Raw genomic sequence first — 18,605 nt, 5'->3', positions numbered from 1 at the left:
GACCCTTCCCAGCCCGGACTCCTCCATGCGCATCGTCGCCATCCGCGACATCGTCTCGCCGATCCGTTCCAGCATCGCCAACGCCTACATCGACTTCAGCCAGATGACCGCCTCGGTCGTGGCGGTGGTCACTGACTTAAAGGTGGATGGCAAGCCGGTGGTTGGCTACGGCTTCAACTCCAACGGCCGCTATGCGCAGCATGGGCTGCTGAACGAGCGCTTCATCAAGCGCGTGTCGGAGGCCAAGCCCGATTCCCTGCTCGACAGCGACGGTCTGCTCGATCCGGCCAAGTGCTGGAAGGCGATGATGGCCAACGAGAAGCCCGGCGGGCACGGCGAGCGCTCGGTCGCCGTCGGCGTGATCGACATGGCGATCTGGGATGCCATCGCCAAGGCCCGGCGTGTCCCGCTGTGGAAGCTGCTGAGCGACCGCTACAACGGCGGCCAGTACGACGACAAGGCGTGGGTCTATGCCGCCGGCGGCTACTACTACCCCGGCAAGGACCTCGAAGCGCTGCAGGACGAGATGAAGTATTATCTCGGCCTGGGCTACTCCTGCGTGAAGATGAAGGTGGGCGGCGTGCCGCTCGCTGAAGATCTCAAGCGCATCGAGGCGGTGCTGAAGATCGTCGGTGCGGGCGAGCGGCTGGCGGTCGACGTCAACGGCAAGTTCGACCTGATCACGGCGATCGAGTTCGGCAAGGCGATCCAGGGCTACGGTCTGCGCTGGTACGAGGAGCCGCTCGATCCGCTCGACTATCTCGCCCATGCCGCGCTGGCGACCGAGTACGGCCAGCCGCTGGCGACCGGCGAGAACCTGTTCTCGATGCAGGACGCACGCAACCTGATCCGCCATGGCGGCCTGCGCCCTGACCGCGACATCCTTCAGTTCGACCCGGCGCTAAGCTACGGCCTGGTCGAGTACCTGCGCACGGTAGACATGCTGAAGGCCAACGGCTGGTCGCCGCGGCGCTGCGTGCCGCACGGCGGCCACCAGTTCGCGCTCAACATCGCCGTCGGCCTGCAATGCGGCGGCAACGAGTCCTATCCGCAGGTCTTCGCGCCGTTCGGCGGTTTCGCCGACGATTGCCCCGTGGTCGACGGCCGGGTTGCCCTGCCGGACGCACCTGGGATCGGCTTCGAGCGCAAGGCCGACCTCTGGGCGGTGATGAAGGAAGTCGCTTGACGGTCAGTCGGGCTTGAGCAATCCCTTCTGCAGCAGTTCCGACACGTTGGCTTCGTCGGACTTCAGAACTTCGGTGAACTGCTCGGGCGTGGACGGCCGGACGATCGCGCCGAGCTCTCGCAGCCGCTTGTTGGCAGTTTCGTCCTTCAGCCCGGCGATCACGCCGGCATTCAGCCGCTCGACGATCGGCTTCGGCGTCTCGAGCCGAACGAACACGCCGGCCGTCGTGCCGCCTTCGAACGGCGTGCAGCCGACCTCCTTGAGAGTCGGCACCGCAGGAAGGTCGGGGATTTTCTCCAGACCGAAGTTCATCAGCGGCCGCAGCTTGCCCGACTGGATGTGCGGCATCGAGCTGGTGAGCTGGTCGGCGAAGCAATCGACGTTGCCCGCCAACAGGTCGGCAATGCCGGGGCCCGACCCCCGATAGGGGATGATGTTGAACTTGACCTGCTCGTTGAGCTGCAGGCGCAGGATGGCGACATGGTTGGTGGTGCCGTTGCCGGAATGGCCCATCGTCACCGTGCCCGGCTTGGCCTTGGCCTCGGCCAGCAGCGCCTTCATGTCGGGGAAGCGGTCGGGCCGCGCCACCACCAAGGTCGGCGCGGTGGTCAGGATGCTGATCGGCGCCAGCACCTGCAGCATCTGCTGCTTGCCGGCAAAGATCGGCGCCACGTAGCCGACGGTGAAGCTCGCCATCACGATCGTGTAGCCGTCGGCCGGGGCGGCGACCGCAGCATCGAGGCCGACCACGCCGCCGGCGCCGGGACGGTTGTCGATCAGCACCGTCTGACCGAGCTGGCGGCCCATCGGATCGGCCACGATGCGCGAGGTGACGTCGTAGTTGCCGCCCGGCGCGAAGGGGATGACCCAGCGGATCGGCTTCGACGGAAATGTGTCCGCTCGCGCCGTCCCGGCAAGCGCCAGCGCACCCGCTCCGATGAATCCGCGTCTCTTGAGACTCATGTGATCTACTCCGGTTTCAACAGGCCCGACTGGACCAGAGGCACGAGGTTCTCCCCGTCGGCCTCCAGCATGTCGGAACATTGCTCGGGCGTCGTCTACCGCGTGATCGCACCAGTTCCGCAAACCGGCTGCGCACCGCGTCGTCCTTCAAGGCGAAGGTACCGCCTCGTTCAGCCTGGCGATCAGCTTGCCGCTCCCGATGTGCGGCAGAAGGGTCGAGAGCTGGTCGGTGTAGAGGTCGCGGCTGCCGCCCATCAGCTCGTTGAGGCCGGGCGCCGCCCTTGGAACGCCAGGCATCGCCGCACCTGCCGCCAACAGGCTGCGTCTCGCGAATTTCATTCCATCCCTCCCATTTCCCCGCCAATATCAAAGAGCCCGTCGACGATTGAAATGATTGTCTACCGGGCCACATCGAAGCGCGCGGCGGGGAGAAGAGGCGATACCCGAACATCATACACCCCTGATTTCCATGATCGCGGCCGGCTTGATGCTGGCCTATGTGTTCGGGTTGCTAGCCCATCGCCTGCGCATCCAGCCGCTGGTCGGGTATCTGATCGCCGGCATCGTCGTCGGTCCATTCACGCCGGGCTTCACTGCCGACCTGAGTCTCGCCGCCGAGCTGGCCGAGATCGGCGTTATCCTGCTGATGTTCGGCGTCGGGCTGCATTTCTCCCTCAAGGACCTGATGTCGGTGGCGCGCATCGTCGTGCCCGGAACCATCATCCAGATCATTATCGCTACCCTGATGGGCGCGGTCCTTGCCCGCCTGCTGGGCTGGTCATGGCAGGCAGGCCTCGTGTTCGGCCTCGCCCTGTCGGTCGCCAGCACTGTCGTCATGGTACGCGCCTTCCAGGACCGTCGCCTGCTCGATACCGAACGCGGCCGCATCGCGGTTGGCTGGTTGATCGTCGAGGACCTCATCATGGTCCTGGCGCTGGTGCTGCTGCCGACCGCCGCCATGGTGGCTTCGAACGACTCGGTGCCGCTCAGCCGCATGGTCTTCCAGCTGCTGATCACGCTGGTCAAGGTGAGCATCTTCGTGACGGTGATGCTGGTGGTGGGCCGTCGCGTGATCCCGTGGCTGATGCACTACACCGCGCATACCGGCTCGCGTGAGCTGTTTCGGCTCGCCGTCTACGCCATAGCCATCGGTGTCGCGTTCGGTGCAGCGAAGATGTTCGACGTGTCGTTCGCGCTCGGCGCCTTCTTCGCCGGCATGGTGATGGGGGAAAGCAACCTCAGCCAGCAAGCGACCGAGGAAGCGTTGCCGCTGCGCGATGCCTTCGCGGTGCTGTTCTTCGTATCGGTCGGCATGCTGTTCAATCCGCACGTGTTCGTCGAAGCGCCGATCGCGCTGGCGGCGACCGTGGCGATCATCGTCGTCGGCAAGGGCGCCCTCGCCTGGGCCATCGTACGGGCTTTCAAGCTGTCCGATACTACTGCGCTCGCCGTCGCAGCGGGCCGGGCCCAGATCGGCGAATTCTCGTTCATCCTGATCGGACTCGCCATCGACATCGAGCTTATTCCGCCGCTGGCGCGCGACCTGATCCTGGGCGGCGCCATCATCTCGATCGTGCTCAACCCCCTGCTGTTCGCCTTGCTCGTCCGTCGGCCGCACCCCGAGGGCGGCATCCCCGATGCGACGGAACCGGCGGAGCCGCTGACGCCGACCACCCTGTCGGACCACGACGTGCTGGTAGGTTACGGGCGAGTCGGATCCCTCGTCGGTGCTGCGCTCGCCCGGAGCGGCGCCAGGATGGTGGTGATCGAGACCAGCGAGGACAGCCTGGAAAAAGCGCGCCGGGACGGCGCCGAGGTTTTCACGGGCAACGCCGCCGACCCCGAGATCCTCGCCGCCGCCAACCTCAAGCAGGCACGGCGGCTGTTCGTCACCATCCCCGAGCCGTTCGAAGCCGGCCAGGTGGTGCAACAGGCGCGCAAGACCAACCCTTCGATCGACATTCTGGCACGCGCCCATTCGGACGCAGCCGTCGAGCATCTCTCAGGGCTGGGCGCCACCCTCGTCGTGCTGGGCGAACGCGAGATCGCCGAACGCATGCTGGAACGCGCCGCCGAAAGCTGAATCAACTCTGATCCTGGCCGGGACCGCGCCATTCCATGAAAAGAAGCGATGCGCTGGGGGCGCGGAGACGGAGGCGGTTGCGGATCGTTGAACGGATATTCATATGTTGCCCAGCTGCGGCCTCATTCAGGGGCATCATTCCGATGATCTCCGGGAGATTTGCATGGTAACGCGTCGCACTGCATTTCGGATCGCCGCCTTCGCCACGATTCTCATCGCCGCGAACGAGCCCCTGCTCGCCGAAGCCGCGCCGCTGGCGCTCAAGGGCTACGATCCGGTCGCCTACTTCACCGAAGCCAAGCCGACGCCCGGCCTCGAGCAATTCGAGCTGCTGTGGGACGGCCAGCGCTACCGCTTCGCCAACGCCGTGCATCGCGAGATGTTCAAGTCCAGCCCGGACAAATATGCGCCGCAGTTCGGCGGCCTGTGCGCAATGAACCTGTCGAACGGCGTGAAGCGGGAATCGGACCCGCACAACTGGGTGATCTCCAACGGCAATCTCTATGTTTTTGCCGGGGAACGCGGAATGCAGAACTTCACCAAGGCGCCCGCGGAGACGGCAGCCAAGGCTGCCGCTCACCTGAGATCATTGAAGGCGTCGGCGACGCAATAGCGCCGTCACTTGAGGCCGGCCTTGCGCAGGCTCTCCCCGATTCGGCGCTTCAGCGCCGGATCCTGGAAGCGTGTGCCGAAGCCCGCGAGGTCGAGATAGGGATCCTTGCGCTGGCCCTGCTCCAGTGCCGCTTTCGCGTCATCGGCACGGCCGAGCTCGGCATAGGCGCCGGCGAGAGGAAAATCGAGCGTCGAATACGCAGGATAACGCGTGCGCGCCGCCTCGAGCAGGACGACCGCATCGGCATAGCGGCGCTTGAGCATGTAGGCGAGGCCAAGATTGAGCGCCGGTTCGGGCCCGAGGTTACCGTTCAGCCGCCCGGCCAGCTCGCCAGCGGCGATCGATTCGTCGATTTGCCCGGTCCACAGCAGCACCGCGGCGCGCGTCGCCAGCACTTCGGAATCGCTGGGATTGATCTGCAGGGCACGCTCGGACTCGGCCAGGCCGAGGTCGTACTTCTGCTGCACCGTATAGGCCCGCGCCAGCACGCTGTGCGCCAGCACGTTCTCCTCGTCGATCTCGAGCGCCTTCTGCGCCAACCGGATCGCCGCCTCGACATCCTGTTGCGCGAACTCCGACCAGCCGTAGACGGCGCGCTGGAAGGTCGCCTCGGCGAGCTCGGCCTGCGCGTCGGCATAGGTCGGCGCCAATTTGATCACCCGCTCGAGCAGCTCGCGCGCCATGCGGTTGCCGGCACGCGTCGACTCGTTGCCCTCGGCGCGGGCGCGCAGCACCAGGTCGTAGGCGTCGAGGCTGGCGGTCGGCTTGCGCAGGCTTCGTGCCAGGGCGATCTGCTGCAGGTTCGTCGCCAGCGTGCCGGCGACCCGGCGAGCGATCCGTTCCTGGACCTCGAAGATGTCGGTGAGCTGATCGTCGTAATGCTCGGCCCAAAGCTGGGTGCCGCTGGCGGCATCGGTGAGCTGGACCGTGACCCGCACCCGCTCCCCCATGCGGCGCACGCTGCCGGCCACCAGGAAGCGGGCGTTAAGGGCTTTCCCCAACTCCATCGGCGCCAGCTGCTTGTTGCGGTAGGGCAGCACGGCTCCATAGGCCAGCACGGTAAGAGGCCGGAACCGCCCGAGCGCGCGGGTGATGTCCTCGGTGAGACCGTCGGCGAAATAATCCTGTGTCGGGTCGCCGCTCTGATTGGTGAACAGCAAGACCGCGACCGAAAGCCCGCTTTCCGTGCTGTCGCGCGCTGTCTCCGTCCTCGAGGTCGCAAGATGGAACCGGGGCACGAGCAGCAGTGCGGCACCCACGACGATCAGCAGGACCGCCGCGGCGAGGCCGGCCAAGAGCCAGCGCCGCCGCCCCGGCCGGACCGCAGCGTCGCCGTCCACGGCATAGACCTGCAGCGGCCGGTCGAGATTTTTCAATCCGCGCGACCCGAGATCGCGGAACGGCAGCGAGAGCTTGTCGCGCACCTGGTCGTGGACGCTGCGCGACAGAACGATCGAGCCCGGCTCGGCCAGCCCCTGAAGGCGCGCGGCAACATTCACCGTGTCGCCGAACACGTCCTCGTCGGCGATGATCACGTCGCCGAGATGCAGACCGATGCGAAAGGTCTGGCGGCGATTGGCCGGCAGATCGGCGTTGCGCTCGACCATGCCGCGTTGCAGCTCGACTGCCGAGCGCATGGCCTCGACGGCACTGCCGAACTCGACCATTACGCCGTCGCCGACTGTCTTGACGATCCGGCCATGGAAACGCGCGACCACCGGCGCCACCAGCTCCGCGAGATGCGCGCGCAGATCGACCAGCGTCTGCTCCTCGTCGGCGCGCATCATCCGGCTGTAGCCCGCCACGTCCGCAAACAGGATGGTGGCGAGCCGCCGGGTGCCGGAATCGGTCTCAGCGATCACCGTCATCCCGGCCCGATGCGCTGGAAGGCGGGCTCGTTTTCTGTCGTCCTGAGAGCTTGTGAAAAAGTCGACGTCGCGACTCAATGACGATCTCGCCACCCACTTGCCTCACCCTGAGGAGCGCAGCGCAGCGGAGCGTCTCGAAGGGTGGCAACGCGCATGACCTTGCTGAACTCCCGTGTTTCCAGCACCGTTGCCACGTCCTTTCGAGTCGCCATCCTTCGAGACGCTCCGCTGCGCTACGCTCCTCAGGATGAGGCGGGAGGGTTGCCAGACCGGTCATTTCATCGCTGGCCAATAAATTCACAAACTCTGAGCGCAAAGGACCTGGCGCCAACTCCGCGGCCCGCGTCCGATCGTTCGGTGAGATCCTTCCCTGCGCTCAGGATGACAAGAAAGAGCATGAGAGATCTTCCATACGTCTCGTTGGTCCGACCCGCAGCCTCCTAGAGATAGACTGCCCTCATCTGTGCTTCGGCATAGCGGGTGCCCGCTGCCGCGCCGGGCGGAATCGCCGCGGCAAGGCTGGCCACCTCGTCGGCCGACAAGACGACATCGAGGGCACCGATATTCTCATCGACGCGTGCCGTGCGCTTGGTGCCGGGGATCGGCACGATATCCATGCCCTGTGCCAGCAGCCAGGCGAGCGCGACCTGGCCGGCCGTGCAACCCTTGGAGTTCGCCATCGCCTCGACCCTGGCCACGAGTTGAAGATTGCGCGCAAGATTGTCGGCGGCGAAGCGCGGATGACGGCCGCGCCCGTCGCCTTCCGGGATGTCGGATAATTGCCTCACCGCGCCGGTCAGCAGGCTGCGCCCGAGCGGTGAATAGGCAACGAAGGAAATGCCGAGCGCCCGCGTCGTCTTGAGCGTGGTCTCGGCATCCTTGCGATAGAGCAGAGAGTATTCGCTCTGCACCGCGGTGATCGGGTGCGTCCTGTGCGCGCGGCGAATCGTCTCTGGCTTGGCTTCGCTGAGCCCAAGGGTCCGGACCTTGCCGGCCTTCACCAGCTCGCCCATCGCGCCGACGGTCTCCTCGATCGGCACAGAGGGATCGACACGGTGCTGGTAATAGAGGTCGATTACGTCGACGCCGAGACGCTTGAGGCTGGCGTCACAAGCCTCCTTCACATAAGCCGCGCTGCCGTTGACGCCATTGGCCCCGCCCGGCTTTTGCGTCTGGCCGAACTTGGTGGCGAGCACGACCTTGTCGCGCAGGCCGCCGGCCAGCGCCTTGCCGATCAGGATCTCGTTGTGGCCCCAGCCGTACATGTCGGAGCTATCGAGGAAGTTCACGCCGTGATCGATCGCGTGATGGATGACACGGATACCCTCGGCGTCGTCACTCTTGCCGTAGGCGCCGGAGAGCGACATGCAGCCGAGCCCGATCGGGAAAACATCGAGGCTGCTGCCGGCGAGCTGGCGTAACGCTTTGGTGTCAGTGACAGTCATGTCATCTCCAGGTCAGGTGGCATTTCGGCCGCCTTCTACCATCAGGACCGACCCCGTGGTGAAGGGAGACTCCTCACCGGCAAGGAACAAAGCTGGCTTGCCGCCTCCTCTACCGTACCCGCATGACGTCAAGAGGGCTGCGCATCTGCGGCATGATCGACTTCATTTCCCGTCGTTCCCAGCATAGACGAAGCATCTCATCCTGCGGCATGGCGGACAGAAGCCGCGCCACGAGCGCGTTGACACCACCGTCGACGCTCGGCAACTTGCCATGAATAAACGACCATTGATGGGAAAGCATTCATGACGGCGATCAGGTTCGGGCGACGCCATTTCACCATCGGTGCGGCCGCCAGCGCCGTATCGCTGGGCATCCCCGCTCTCGCACAGGGCGAACCCATAAAGGTCGGCGTCATCGTTCCGCTGTCCGGCCCGGCCGGTCCCAACGGGCAGGGCGTGGCCAATGCCGTCTCGATCGCGGCCGAGATGATCAATGCCAAGGGCGGCGTCCTGGGACGCAAGATCGTGGTCGTCGCCAAGGACGACGAAAGCACCCCGGCCGTCGGCGTGACCCGCGCCAACGAGATGGTGGCGGAGAAGGTCGCGCTGGTGATCGAGGGCTGGAACAGCCCGGTGACGCTCGCCATGCAGCCGGTGCTGGCGCGCGCCGACATCCTCGACATCACAGCCGTATCGAAGGCCGATCCGATCCTCGCCGGCACGGCCAATCCCTTCGCCATCCGGATCAACAGCTCGAACGGGCAGGACGGCGGTGTGATAGCGGATATCCTCGCCAATCATCTCGGTGCCAAACGGATCGGGTTCCTGTCACAGAACGACGCCTACGGCAACGGCGCGCAGGCGGTGATCGAGGCCGAGCTCAAGAAGATCGGCAAGCCCTTCGAGAAGGTCGTCGTCGAGCAGTTCCCGTTCAAGCAGACCGATTTCCGCGTCAGCCTGGCCAACGTCAAGCAGGCCAAGCCGGATGCCGTGGTCGCGATCAATGCCGCCGAATCCTCGGGCATGCCGGCGCTGATCCAGCAGTACCGCCAGGCCGGCATCGAGGGCACCTTCGTCGGTGCGGTCGGCACCATCCTGCCGACGGTCTTCAGGATCGCCGGCGAGGCGATGACCGGCGTAGTCTCGGCCGACATCTACTTTTCCGACCTGCCGCCGTTCGACGGCATCAAGGAGAACCTCGATTTCGTCGCCGCCTTCAAGAGGGCTCACACCCACGCCCCGGACAAGGGCGACGCGATCGGCGCCCAAGCCCTCATGTGCTGGGCGAGCGCGGCCAATGCGACCAAGAGCCTCGACCGCAAGACCGTGGCCGGCGCGATCCGTGGCCAGACGATCAAGGGCACGATCTTCGGCGACATGACCTTCGAGGCCAACGGCCAGGCGCAGCACAAGGCCACCCTGTTCAAGGTCACCGACGGCAAGACCGCCAAGCTCGAGGTCTTGAAGTAGCTTGGCGCTTCTTCGCGTCGACAAGCTGACCGTACGCTACGGGGCGCTGACCGCGCTCTCAGACATGTCGTGGCAGGTCGAAGCGGGCGAGATCCTGGGCATCATCGGGCCGAACGGTGCCGGCAAGAGCTCGTGCTTCGCAGCCGTCACCCATGCCGTGCGCCGCGATGGCACGGTCCGGCTCGCCGACGAGGACGTCACCGCCCTGCCGACGCACGTGCTGGCACGGCGCGGCCTGCGCCGCACCTTCCAGCAGAACGCTTTCTTTGGCGAGCTGACCCTGCTCGAGAACGCGATGGCGGCGATGCTGCGCGAGCATTCGACGTCGCTGCCGCGCTCGATCGCCCTGCCGTGGCAGGAACGCGCCACACGCCGGCGCGCCGAAGCCGCCGCCGCCGAACTTCTGACGTCCTTCGGCATCGGACCCGACGACCACGGCAAACGGCCAGGCGACATCGCTTACGGCACGCAGCGGTTACTGTCGGTGGTGCTCGCCTACGGAGCGGGAGCACGGGCGCTGCTGATCGACGAGCCGGCGGCGGGCACCGGCGGCACCGACATGCAACGGCTGGCCGACCTGCTGGTCGAGCTGCGCCGCCGGGGTGTTGCCGTCGTGGTGATCGAGCATCACATGGACCTGATCATGGCCATTGCCGATCGAATCGTGGTGATCGACCAGGGCCGCAAGCTGGCTGAAGGCACGCCGGCGGAAGTCCAGCGCAATGCCGCCGTGCTGGAAGCCTATCTCGGGCGCGCGGCATGACAAACGCGCTCGACGCTGCCGGGATCTCCGTCCGCTATGGCGGCAACCTCGCGGTCGACGGCGTCGATGTCACCGTGCCCGCGGGCAAGATGATCGGCATGGTCGGCGCAAACGGCGCGGGCAAGAGCACGCTGATCAATGCCCTCGCGGGCTGGTCGCGCGGCGCGCCCCAGGTGCGCGGCACGGTGCGGCTCGCCGGCGAGAGCATGGACGGGCTGCCGCCGCATCGCCGCGCCGCGCACGGGCTGGTGCTGGTGCCGGAAGGCAAGGGCATCTTCGCCGACCTCACGGTCACCGAGAATCTGGCGCTGGTGAAGCCGCCGGCCGACACGACCGGCCGGCATCTCTTCACGATGGAAGAGATCCACGAGCTGTTCCCGCGGCTCGCCGAACGGCGACAGCACAAGGGCGGCATGCTGTCCGGCGGCGAGCGGCAGATGGTGGCGGTGAGCCGCGCGCTGCGCGCTGCACCGAAGGTTCTGCTGCTCGACGAGCCGTCGGCGGGCCTGGCGCCGCGGCTGGTCTACGAGCTGCTCGACACGATGCGCAAGCTGGTCGATCGCGGCCTGTCGCTGCTGCTGGTCGAGCAGAATGTGCGCGCCACCCTCGAACTGGTCGACGAGCTCTATCTGCTGGAGCGCGGCAAGGTCGTGGCCAAGGGGCCGGCGGCGTCGATGAAGGACGATCCGCGCATCCTCGAAGCGTATCTTGGAAGCCTCACCGCATGAACCTCGCGCAGCAGCTCATCAACGGCCTGGTGCTGGGCTCCGGTTACGCGCTGATCGCGATCGGCTGGACGGTGCTGCTGGGCGCGGCGCGTCTGGTGAACTTCGCCCATGGCCAGCTCTACATGCTGGCCGCCTTCATCGCCTGGGCCGTGATGGCAAAGCTCGGCGTAAACTACTTTCTCGCCGTGCCGATCGCGGTGCTGGCGCTCGGCCTGCTGGGCGTCATGCTGCAGGTCATGATGCTGCGGCTTGTCATGCAGCAGAACCTCACCAGCCTGATGATTGTCACGCTGGGCTTCGGCTATGTCTTCCAGGGCGGGGCGGCGCGAATCTTCGGCGGCAATCCCGAGCGCTTCATCAGCCCGCTGCAGACCAGCGAAATCCGGTTTGGCGACGTTTGGTTCACCTGCCAGGACGTCCTTACACTGGCCTGTACGCTGCTGCTGTTTGGCGCGCTGTGGCTGGTGCTCAACCGCACCCGTCTCGGCGCCCTGGTGCGCTCGGTCGCCGAAGATCCCAAGCTGGCCCAGCTCTTCGGCATCGATGCCGCACGCGTTTACATCGGCGTCTTCGTCTTCGAATGCGCCGCGGTGGCGCTCGGTGCCGGCCTGGTGGCGCCGCGCAGCCCGATCCTCGCCAGCATGGGCTTCGACGAGGTGATCCTGACTTTCGTGGTCGTCGTGCTCGGGGGCATCGGCAGCGTCGGCGGCAGCCTGCTGGCCGGCCTCGGCCTCGGCATGTTCACCGCACTGTTCGGGGCGCTGGTCTCGCCCGCCTACACCACGGCGGCTGCGTTCCTGGTCTTGCTCGTGGTGTTGGCGGCGCGGCCGCGCGGCCTCGGCGCTCGGTGAGGACGGCTCGATGAAGCACCTCGCCACGCCAGCCGCCTTGATCCTGGCGGCGCTTGCCTACTTCGTGCCGTCGGTCGCGGGCGGCGCGCCGGTCGCCTACGCGGCCTGCACCACGATCGCCATCCTGGCAGTGATGGCCTACGGGGCCGACCTGATCTTGTCCTATCTCGGCGAGGTGAGCCTTGGCCACACCATATTCTGGGCGGCCGGCGGCTATGCCGCGTCGATGCTGGCGGTGAATGCCGGCTGGAACGGCTGGCAGACGGCCGGCGCGGCGATCGTCGTCTCTCTCGCCCTCGCCGCCGTGCTCGGCCTCGTGACCTTGCGTACGCGCGAGTTCGTGTTCTCGCTGGTGACCTATGCCGCCGCCGTCGTCGCGATGGAGGTCGCCTTCAACTGGTCGTTCCTCGGCGGCTCCGACGGCATCGTCGGCATACCGCCGCTCGAGCTCACCCTGTTCGGCCGCGGCATCACCAGCGCCGGCGACGCCGCGCTGTGGCCGGTCGCCTGGGCGCTGCTGATGCTGACGCTGCTGTTCATACAGCGCTTCCGCCAGTCGCGGCTCGGCACCTCGGCGCTGATGGTGCAGATGAATCCCGACCTCGCCCAGGCGCTGGGCGTCGACGCACGGGCGGTGCGCTTCCTGGTGTTCGTAACCTCGGCGCCGATCTCGGCGTTGGCCGGCTGGCTCTACGCCTACCAGCGCGCCTATGTCGGGCCGGACATGTTCGAGAGCTACTTCCTGGTGCTGATGCTGACCGCCATCGTCGTGGTCGGCCGGCGCCTGCTGCTCGGACCGCTGATCGGCACCGCCCTGATCATCACGCAGCAAACCTTCTTCTCGATCGGCGGCGACGGCGACAAGATCATCCTGGGCACGGTGCTGGCCGCTATCCTGCTGCTGTGGCCGCGCGGCTTGATCGGCCTATGGGACGTCCTGAGAAGGCCGCGAGCGAGCGCGCGATCGCCGACCGCTCCAGCCCCTCGACTATAAAGACCAGCCGGGAGCGGCGGTCCGAGTCGGGCCATGCCGCCATGTGCTTCGGCGGATGCACGAGGTGCTGCACGCCATGCACGGCAACTGGCGTGTCCGATCCCTCGACGTTCAGGATGCCCTTCACGCGCAGCACCTTTTCGCCGTGGCGATTGAGCAGCATGGTCAGCCAGACCCCGAACATCGTCCAGTCGAGCGCGCCGTCGAATGTCAGGGTGAACGACTGCACCGATCCGTGCGGCGCCTCCGCGGCAGCCGGGAAGGCGCGCAAAGGCGAATGGGCGCCGTCATCGAACAGCATCGCCGCGTCGATCGGCTGCTCGGCGGCCCGCAACAGCGGCGCGTCGGGATTGAGACCGCGCAGCTCGGCGATCAGCGCGTCGCAGTCCGGCGCGAGATCGGTCTTGGTCAGCACGAGCCGGTCGGCCACGGCAACCTGCTTGATGCTCTCCGGACGGCCGAGGCCGTTCACGGCATCGACAGTGGTGATGACGTTGCCGAGACGGAAATGGTGTCGCAGCACCGGGTCTGCCTGCACCGTCGACAGGATCGGAAACGGGTCGGCCAGACCCGAGCTCTCGACCACCAGCCGGCGGAAGCCCGGCACCACACCGCGCTCGCGCTTCGAGTGGAGGTCCTTGATGGCCGCCGACAACTCGCCGCGGATGGTACAGCACAGGCAGCCCGACTGCAGCAGCACCATCGTCTCGTCGATGCGCTCGAGCAGATGATGATCGAGCCCGACCTCGCCGAACTCGTTGATCAGCACAGCGGTGTCGGCCAGCGCCGGATCGGCCAGCAGCCGCTGCAAGAGTGTCGTCTTGCCCGACCCCAGGAAGCCGGTGATCAGGTTGACCGGCGTGAAATCAACCAACGGCCGCCTCCAGCCGATCGATCAACCGCGGATCGAGCGGGTCGCAGGGCCGGCCGGTCAGCTTCTCAGCCGCCGCCCAGAGGTGCGTGAGATTGTCGACGATCTCGCTGTTGCCGGTGAGAGTCGACAGGACGAACGACGTGGCCTGCCAGTCCGACAAGGTGAGGCCGTAGAAGGACAGCACCTTCTGCGCACAAGCCACCCGATTGGCGCGCTCGCGCCGACGCTGCACCGAATCGACGTTGCGCGTGAAGACGCCGGGCCGCGCGGCAGCGTCGGTCCAGTCACCGCCGCCGCCCAGCACGCCGCAGAGCGCGCACATCAATCCGTCGTCCCGAGCGAAGCCGAGGGACCTTGTCTCGACATGCGAGCAGCTCTCCGATGGAGAGGAGGTCCCTCCGCTCCGCTTCGCTCCGGTCGGGGCGACGGGGCCGGAGTCATTTCTTCCGCGGGAACCGCTTGGCGAAGTCGTCGGCCATCTCGTTCATGGTGACGAACTTCACGCCGGGATGGCCGGCCATGTAGTGATAGAGCCGCTCCAGCATCGCCAGCACGTGCGGCCGGCCCGACACGTCGGGATGGATAGTCATGGGGAACACCGCGTAGTCGTACTCGCGGTAGACCCAGTCGAACTGGTCGCGCCACATCTCCTCGATGTCGCGCGGATTCACGAAGCCGTGGCTGTTCGGCGACTTCTTGATGAACATCATCGGCGGCAGGTCGTCGAGGTACCAGCTCGCCGGGATCTCGATCAGGTCGGTCTCATGCCCGCGCTTCAAGGGCGTCATCCACTCGGCAGGCTTCTTGGCATAGTCGATCTTGGTCCAGCTGTCGCCCACCCGCACGTAATAGGGCGTGTGGTCGTTGTGCATCAGCGAATGGTCGTACTTGATGCCGCGCTCGAGCAGGAGCTCGTTGGTGACCGGCGAGAATTCCCACCAGGGAGCAACATAGCCGGTCGGCCGCTTGCCGGAGAGCTGCGTGACCAGCTCGATACATCTGTCGAGGATCTCGGTCTCCTGCTCGCGCGTCATGGCGATCGGGTTCTCGTGGCTGTAGCCGTGGATGCCGATCTCGTGGCCTGCGTCGGCCACCGCCTTCATCTCCTTGGGGAAGGTCTCGATCGAATGGCCGGGAATGAACCACGTGGTCTTGATGCCGAGCCGCTGGAACATCCTGAGCAGGCGAGGGCTGCCGACCTCGCCGGCGAACAGGCCACGGGAAATGTCGTCAGGCGAGTCCTCGCCGCCGTAACTGCCCAGCCAGCCGGCGACCGCATCCACGTCGATCCCGAATCCGCAGAGAATATCCTTGGCCATGTCAGCTGCTCCTCCTCAATCCACGTACCCAAACAGCAAAAAGCGTTCCGGACCAGGGGTCCGGAACGCTCTTGCTCAGCCTATGGAAATCGCGCCAGGCGGCCCCAAGCCTCCGCCCGTACCGCGCCTACAGGCCGACTTGTGCCGACGTCGTATGAGCGCTGCGCTCGCGGAACAGCGATGTTGCCCTATCCTTGTTGGTCGCGCCCCGCACCAGGGCCGGCTTCGCCGCCTCGACGATGACAAACGGCTCCACACTCGACGAACCAGCCGCAACGGCCCTTCCTTGAAGGAAGCTCGCCACCCCGAAAGTGACCACCAAAGCGACAACCAACATGGCGAATGCAATAATGATATGACGCATTCCAAACTTTCCCCGGAATCTTAGCGGAGTAGGCTTGCGCCGGGCCTCGCCTCGATCTTTCGTGCCGAAACATTGAATATGTGTCTGCACTCCGGGAGCGGTAATATGCATATTCCCCGTCGAACGCCAGCGGATTCGGCGCATGGAGGTCCTGTCGTACGGCCCGGAAATCGCTTCTGGAGCGGCCCGTGCAAGAATGTGTTAACCCGCCGTAAATAAGCCAAAAATTGGCTTAAGCCCTGATGCGACTGCAAAATCAAGACGGCTTCAGAGTCCAATAATATCATCGACGATGCGAACTATTGTGGGTCGGCTAATTGTATCGTCAATATGTCGCGTTCAGACGATACATCTCGCACGCGTTCACATTTTCTTGAACAACCGCCGGCCCATGACCCATGTTTCGTCGATCGCTCGGTCATCACCCACCATCATCAAGCCGAAAAGCAGGTCCGCAGCCTGCTCGAGGGTCGACGGGCCGGCCTCATCGACGACGAGCGATTGTCGCCACGACTGCGCCAGGGGACCGCCCTTCCAGTCGAGGACGACGAGGTCGGCTTCCTTGCCCGGTGCGAAGTTCCCAATCATTTCATCGAGATAGAGGGCTTCTGCCGCGCCCAGGGTGATCGACCAGAAGCCGCGGTACGGGGAGATCCTGTTGCGCTCTGCCTCGGCAGGCTCGGCGACGGTGCCGTTGTTGACCATGCCGACCTTGTAGGCGTCGTCCAGGACGTTGAGCATCGAGAAGCGGTTTCCGCCACCGACATCGCTCCCGAGCGCCATTCGGACCCTGTGCCGGGGATCGGTTGCCTGGCCGATGCGGAAAAGGCCGCTCCCGAGAAAGAGATTGGAGCAGGGGCAAAACACCACGGCCGCGCCGCTTTCGGACATCCGGCGGAATTCGCCGTCGCTCAGCCAGACTCCATGCCCGCCCGAGAATTTCGGCCCGACCAGACCATATCGCTCGTAGACCGCCAGATAGTCGCCGCTGTCGGGATAGGCATCTTGCACGCCCCGGCACTCGTCGACCGTTTCGGAGATATGGGTATTGACCCAGCAGTCGGGATGCTCGCGCTTGAGCCGCTCGCAGGCGGCGAGGAGGTCGGGCGATGCGCCGAGCGCGAAGCGCGGCGTGATGGCGTAGAGGTTCCGGCCGCGGCGATGGTAGCGCTCGATCAGCCGTTTGCTGTCGCGGTAGAAATTGTCGGCACTGTCGACATAGTCCGGCGGCGCCAGCCGGTCGATACCGGTGAGGCCCGCGATCAGCCGCACGTCGCGACGCCCGGCTTCGTCGAACAGCTCTTCCGTGGCGACCGGTGACGAGGTGGTGAAGGCCTGGCAGGTCGTGGTGCCCGACGCGAGCAGATTGTCGAAGAATCGTCGCGCGCCGTCGCGCGCATAGGCACGATCCTTGTACTTGATCTCCTCCGGGAAGATCCACTTCTGCAGCCACGGCAGGAGGTGCTCGCCGAAGGCGCCGATCACGCGGGTTTGCGGAAAGTGGATATGGCCGTCGATGAAACCCGGCAGGATCAACCTGTCGCGGATCGTCGTGACCGCCAGGCCCGCGTGCCGCGCCGCCACACCGTCATATGTTCCGAAGTCGGCGATCCGCCCGTCCTCGACGACCAGCAGCCCATCGACGAGGAAGCGCGCGGCATCCTTCTCCCTGCCGACATGCTTCCACGGGTCGTCGATGAAATCGAGGAACGTTCCCCGGATGCCGAATGCCGTCATGACCAGCATGCTGTCGCAGAGAGCGCTCGCGCACCATGATTTTCGAGCGTTTTCCTCACAAGACGATTAGCGGTAAGCGACGCAAGAAGAAAGCAGTTCAGCCCGTCTGGATGTCGCCGGACTGGATGCACTTCACGCCCGCATCATAAGTCGGTGGCGAGCCCGGCCAGGAACACCGTGTCGATGCCACGCTCCTTGATGTAGCCCGCCAACCCGGTCGCGGTCTTACCGTCAGCCTCCTTTGGAGAATTCCCCCGGTTGGATGACGGAGTGGACCGCTGCGATCCAATGGCTCCAATCCCCGGCCATCGGACTTTGTTCAAGCACCGGGTTCAGGTCATGCTCTTGGCTGGGACCGCGCCACGGTGCGCGGTCCCAGCCAAGGAAAACGAGGTCTTCCTGACACAGGACGATGCAGCGACAGGATGGGCCGCCGGCCGCCGCGCGATGGAGACCTCGCGCTATTGGAGCGGCCCCGACGGCGTGCGCCCGCGATGGCCCCAGCGCGTGTTCTCGGCCCTGCTCGAAGTGTTCGGGCGCACCCTGCAGCTGACGCCGCTGTATCGCCGCGGTCTCCGCAACGCGCTCGACCTCAGGCTCACTGAATTCGAGGTCGCTCTTGCCCGATTGCCCGCCGCTTTCGATGGCTATCGCATCCTCCATGTCAGCGACACGCATCTCGACAGCTTGCCGGCCCTCGCCGGGGTGGCGAAGCGGATGCTCGACGGCGTCGAGGTCGACCTGCTGGTCCTGACCGGCGACGTGCATGGGCTGGCGCGGCATCCGGCTGCTCTTTCGGTCGAGCTGCTGGCCCACGCCTTGAGCGGTATGGTCGTCCGCGACCGGCGGCTTGCAACCCTCGGCAACCACGATGCGGTCGACATGCCCGCGGCGCTGCAATCCCTCGGTTTCGAGACACTGGTCAACCGGTCGGTGGTGTTGACGCGCAACGGCCACAGCATCCGCGTCACCGGCCTGGACGACGTCCACGCCTTCTACACGCCCCAAGCGCGTGCGGCGCTGGAGGCAGAAGCCGAAGGGTTCCGTATCGCCCTCGTCCACTCGCCGGAGATGGCAGATCATGCCGCGGCCGCAGGATATGGCTTCTATCTCTGCGGCCACACCCATGGCGGCCAGATCTGCCTGCCGGGCGGCAAGATTGTCTTCAGCCAGCTCGTGCGGTGCCGTCATGCCGCGTCGGGCCTGTGGCGCGAGGGAAACATGGTCGGCTACACCTCGACAGGCCTCGGTGTCGCGTCGCCGCCGGTGCGCTTTAACACCCGCGGCGAAGCAGCTTTTATCACCCTGCGATGCTCGCGGTCATGACACCGCGTGACGCTAATTGCG

Annotated in this window: 18 protein-coding genes and 1 pseudogene; 9 read left to right on the top strand and 10 right to left on the bottom strand. The window is 65.8% G+C overall.

Features of this window, described 5'->3' with window-relative positions:
- The first annotated feature begins 25 nt into the window (after positions 1-25).
- Positions 26-1,186: a mandelate racemase/muconate lactonizing enzyme family protein gene (locus ACQY8M_RS11970; protein WP_428672170.1), complete on the top strand. Its 1,161-nt coding sequence runs from the start codon at positions 26-28 to the stop codon at positions 1,184-1,186.
- 3 nt (positions 1,187-1,189) lie between these two features.
- Here ACQY8M_RS11970 and ACQY8M_RS11965 read toward each other — a convergent pair whose 3' ends face one another.
- Positions 1,190-2,149, bottom strand: a complete 960-nt coding sequence (locus ACQY8M_RS11965) for a Bug family tripartite tricarboxylate transporter substrate binding protein (protein ID WP_428672168.1) — start codon at positions 2,147-2,149, stop codon at positions 1,190-1,192.
- A 147-nt stretch (positions 2,150-2,296) separates the two neighbouring features.
- Positions 2,297-2,488 carry a hypothetical protein gene (locus tag ACQY8M_RS11960; RefSeq protein WP_428672166.1) on the bottom strand — a complete coding sequence of 64 codons (192 nt, stop codon included), beginning with the start codon at positions 2,486-2,488 and terminating at the stop codon, positions 2,297-2,299.
- 130 nt (positions 2,489-2,618) lie between these two features.
- On the opposite strand from ACQY8M_RS11960, the gene ybaL reads away from it, so the two are divergent.
- Together ybaL and ACQY8M_RS11950 are read left to right on the top strand one after the other, a co-directional pair.
- Positions 2,619-4,232 (top strand): YbaL family putative K(+) efflux transporter, encoded by a 1,614-nt coding sequence (gene ybaL, locus ACQY8M_RS11955; RefSeq protein ID WP_428672165.1) that lies wholly within the window; start codon positions 2,619-2,621, stop codon positions 4,230-4,232.
- A gap of 163 nt (positions 4,233-4,395) precedes the next feature.
- Positions 4,396-4,845, top strand: coding sequence for a YHS domain-containing (seleno)protein (locus ACQY8M_RS11950; protein WP_428672163.1), 450 nt, complete (start codon positions 4,396-4,398; stop codon positions 4,843-4,845).
- Positions 4,846-4,850: 5 nt separating this feature from the next.
- Here ACQY8M_RS11950 and ACQY8M_RS11945 read toward each other — a convergent pair whose 3' ends face one another.
- Entirely contained in the window at positions 4,851-6,713 is a 1,863-nt protein-coding gene (locus ACQY8M_RS11945) for a tetratricopeptide repeat protein (protein WP_428672161.1), read from the bottom strand.
- A 440-nt stretch (positions 6,714-7,153) separates the two neighbouring features.
- The gene (locus ACQY8M_RS11940) at positions 7,154-8,158 is read right to left on the bottom strand and encodes an aldo/keto reductase (protein ID WP_428672159.1); all 1,005 of its coding nucleotides are present in this window, start codon (positions 8,156-8,158) and stop codon (positions 7,154-7,156) included.
- Between the two features lie 303 nt (positions 8,159-8,461).
- Here ACQY8M_RS11940 and ACQY8M_RS11935 point away from each other — a divergent pair, with 303 nt between their 5' ends.
- The 5 genes from ACQY8M_RS11935 to ACQY8M_RS11915 are packed head-to-tail and all read left to right on the top strand — an operon-like array spanning position 8,462 to position 12,964.
- Positions 8,462-9,628 carry an ABC transporter substrate-binding protein gene (locus ACQY8M_RS11935; protein ID WP_428672157.1) on the top strand — a complete coding sequence of 389 codons (1,167 nt, stop codon included), beginning with the start codon at positions 8,462-8,464 and terminating at the stop codon, positions 9,626-9,628.
- A 1-nt stretch (position 9,629) separates the two neighbouring features.
- Complete coding sequence (locus tag ACQY8M_RS11930) at positions 9,630-10,391, top strand: ABC transporter ATP-binding protein (protein ID WP_428672155.1); 762 nt, start codon at positions 9,630-9,632, stop codon at positions 10,389-10,391.
- The gene (locus tag ACQY8M_RS11925; RefSeq protein ID WP_428672153.1) at positions 10,388-11,119 is read left to right on the top strand and encodes an ABC transporter ATP-binding protein; all 732 of its coding nucleotides are present in this window, start codon (positions 10,388-10,390) and stop codon (positions 11,117-11,119) included. Before ACQY8M_RS11930 ends, ACQY8M_RS11925 begins: the two co-directional genes overlap by 4 nt.
- The gene (locus tag ACQY8M_RS11920) at positions 11,116-11,970 is read left to right on the top strand and encodes a branched-chain amino acid ABC transporter permease (RefSeq protein WP_428672151.1); all 855 of its coding nucleotides are present in this window, start codon (positions 11,116-11,118) and stop codon (positions 11,968-11,970) included. The genes ACQY8M_RS11925 and ACQY8M_RS11920 overlap by 4 nt, the downstream gene beginning before the upstream one ends.
- A 10-nt stretch (positions 11,971-11,980) precedes the next feature.
- The gene (locus ACQY8M_RS11915; protein WP_428672149.1) at positions 11,981-12,964 is read left to right on the top strand and encodes a branched-chain amino acid ABC transporter permease; all 984 of its coding nucleotides are present in this window, start codon (positions 11,981-11,983) and stop codon (positions 12,962-12,964) included.
- Here ACQY8M_RS11915 and ACQY8M_RS11910 read toward each other — a convergent pair.
- The 6 genes and pseudogenes from ACQY8M_RS11910 to ACQY8M_RS11885 all read right to left on the bottom strand — a co-directional run.
- On the bottom strand, positions 12,861-13,838 hold the full coding sequence (locus ACQY8M_RS11910) for a CobW family GTP-binding protein (RefSeq protein WP_428672147.1): 978 nt from the start codon (positions 13,836-13,838) through the stop codon (positions 12,861-12,863). The two genes, ACQY8M_RS11915 and ACQY8M_RS11910, sit on opposite strands and share 104 nt — an antisense overlap.
- On the bottom strand, positions 13,831-14,160 hold the full coding sequence (locus tag ACQY8M_RS11905) for a hypothetical protein (protein WP_428672145.1): 330 nt from the start codon (positions 14,158-14,160) through the stop codon (positions 13,831-13,833). The genes ACQY8M_RS11910 and ACQY8M_RS11905 overlap by 8 nt, the downstream gene beginning before the upstream one ends.
- 115 nt (positions 14,161-14,275) lie before the next feature.
- Positions 14,276-15,157 carry a polysaccharide deacetylase family protein gene (locus ACQY8M_RS11900; protein WP_428672143.1) on the bottom strand — a complete coding sequence of 294 codons (882 nt, stop codon included), beginning with the start codon at positions 15,155-15,157 and terminating at the stop codon, positions 14,276-14,278.
- A gap of 127 nt (positions 15,158-15,284) precedes the next feature.
- Positions 15,285-15,521: a hypothetical protein gene (locus tag ACQY8M_RS11895; RefSeq protein ID WP_428672141.1), complete on the bottom strand. Its 237-nt coding sequence runs from the start codon at positions 15,519-15,521 to the stop codon at positions 15,285-15,287.
- 363 nt (positions 15,522-15,884) lie between these two features.
- A complete protein-coding gene (guaD, locus tag ACQY8M_RS11890; RefSeq protein ID WP_428672139.1) occupies positions 15,885-17,258 on the bottom strand; it encodes a guanine deaminase in 1,374 nt (457 codons plus the stop codon).
- A 149-nt stretch (positions 17,259-17,407) separates the two neighbouring features.
- A pseudogene (locus tag ACQY8M_RS11885) lies at positions 17,408-17,497 on the bottom strand (nicotinamidase); the annotation flags it as partial.
- A 268-nt stretch (positions 17,498-17,765) separates the two neighbouring features.
- Between ACQY8M_RS11885 and ACQY8M_RS11880 the strand changes: the two are divergent.
- Complete coding sequence (locus ACQY8M_RS11880) at positions 17,766-18,584, top strand: metallophosphoesterase (RefSeq protein WP_428672137.1); 819 nt, start codon at positions 17,766-17,768, stop codon at positions 18,582-18,584.
- Positions 18,585-18,605 lie beyond the last annotated feature (21 nt).

It is taken from the genome of Reyranella sp. (assembly GCF_965279465.1).
Lineage (GTDB): Bacteria > Pseudomonadota > Alphaproteobacteria > Reyranellales > Reyranellaceae > Reyranella.
This window is presented reverse-complemented; position numbering and strand designations above follow the sequence as displayed.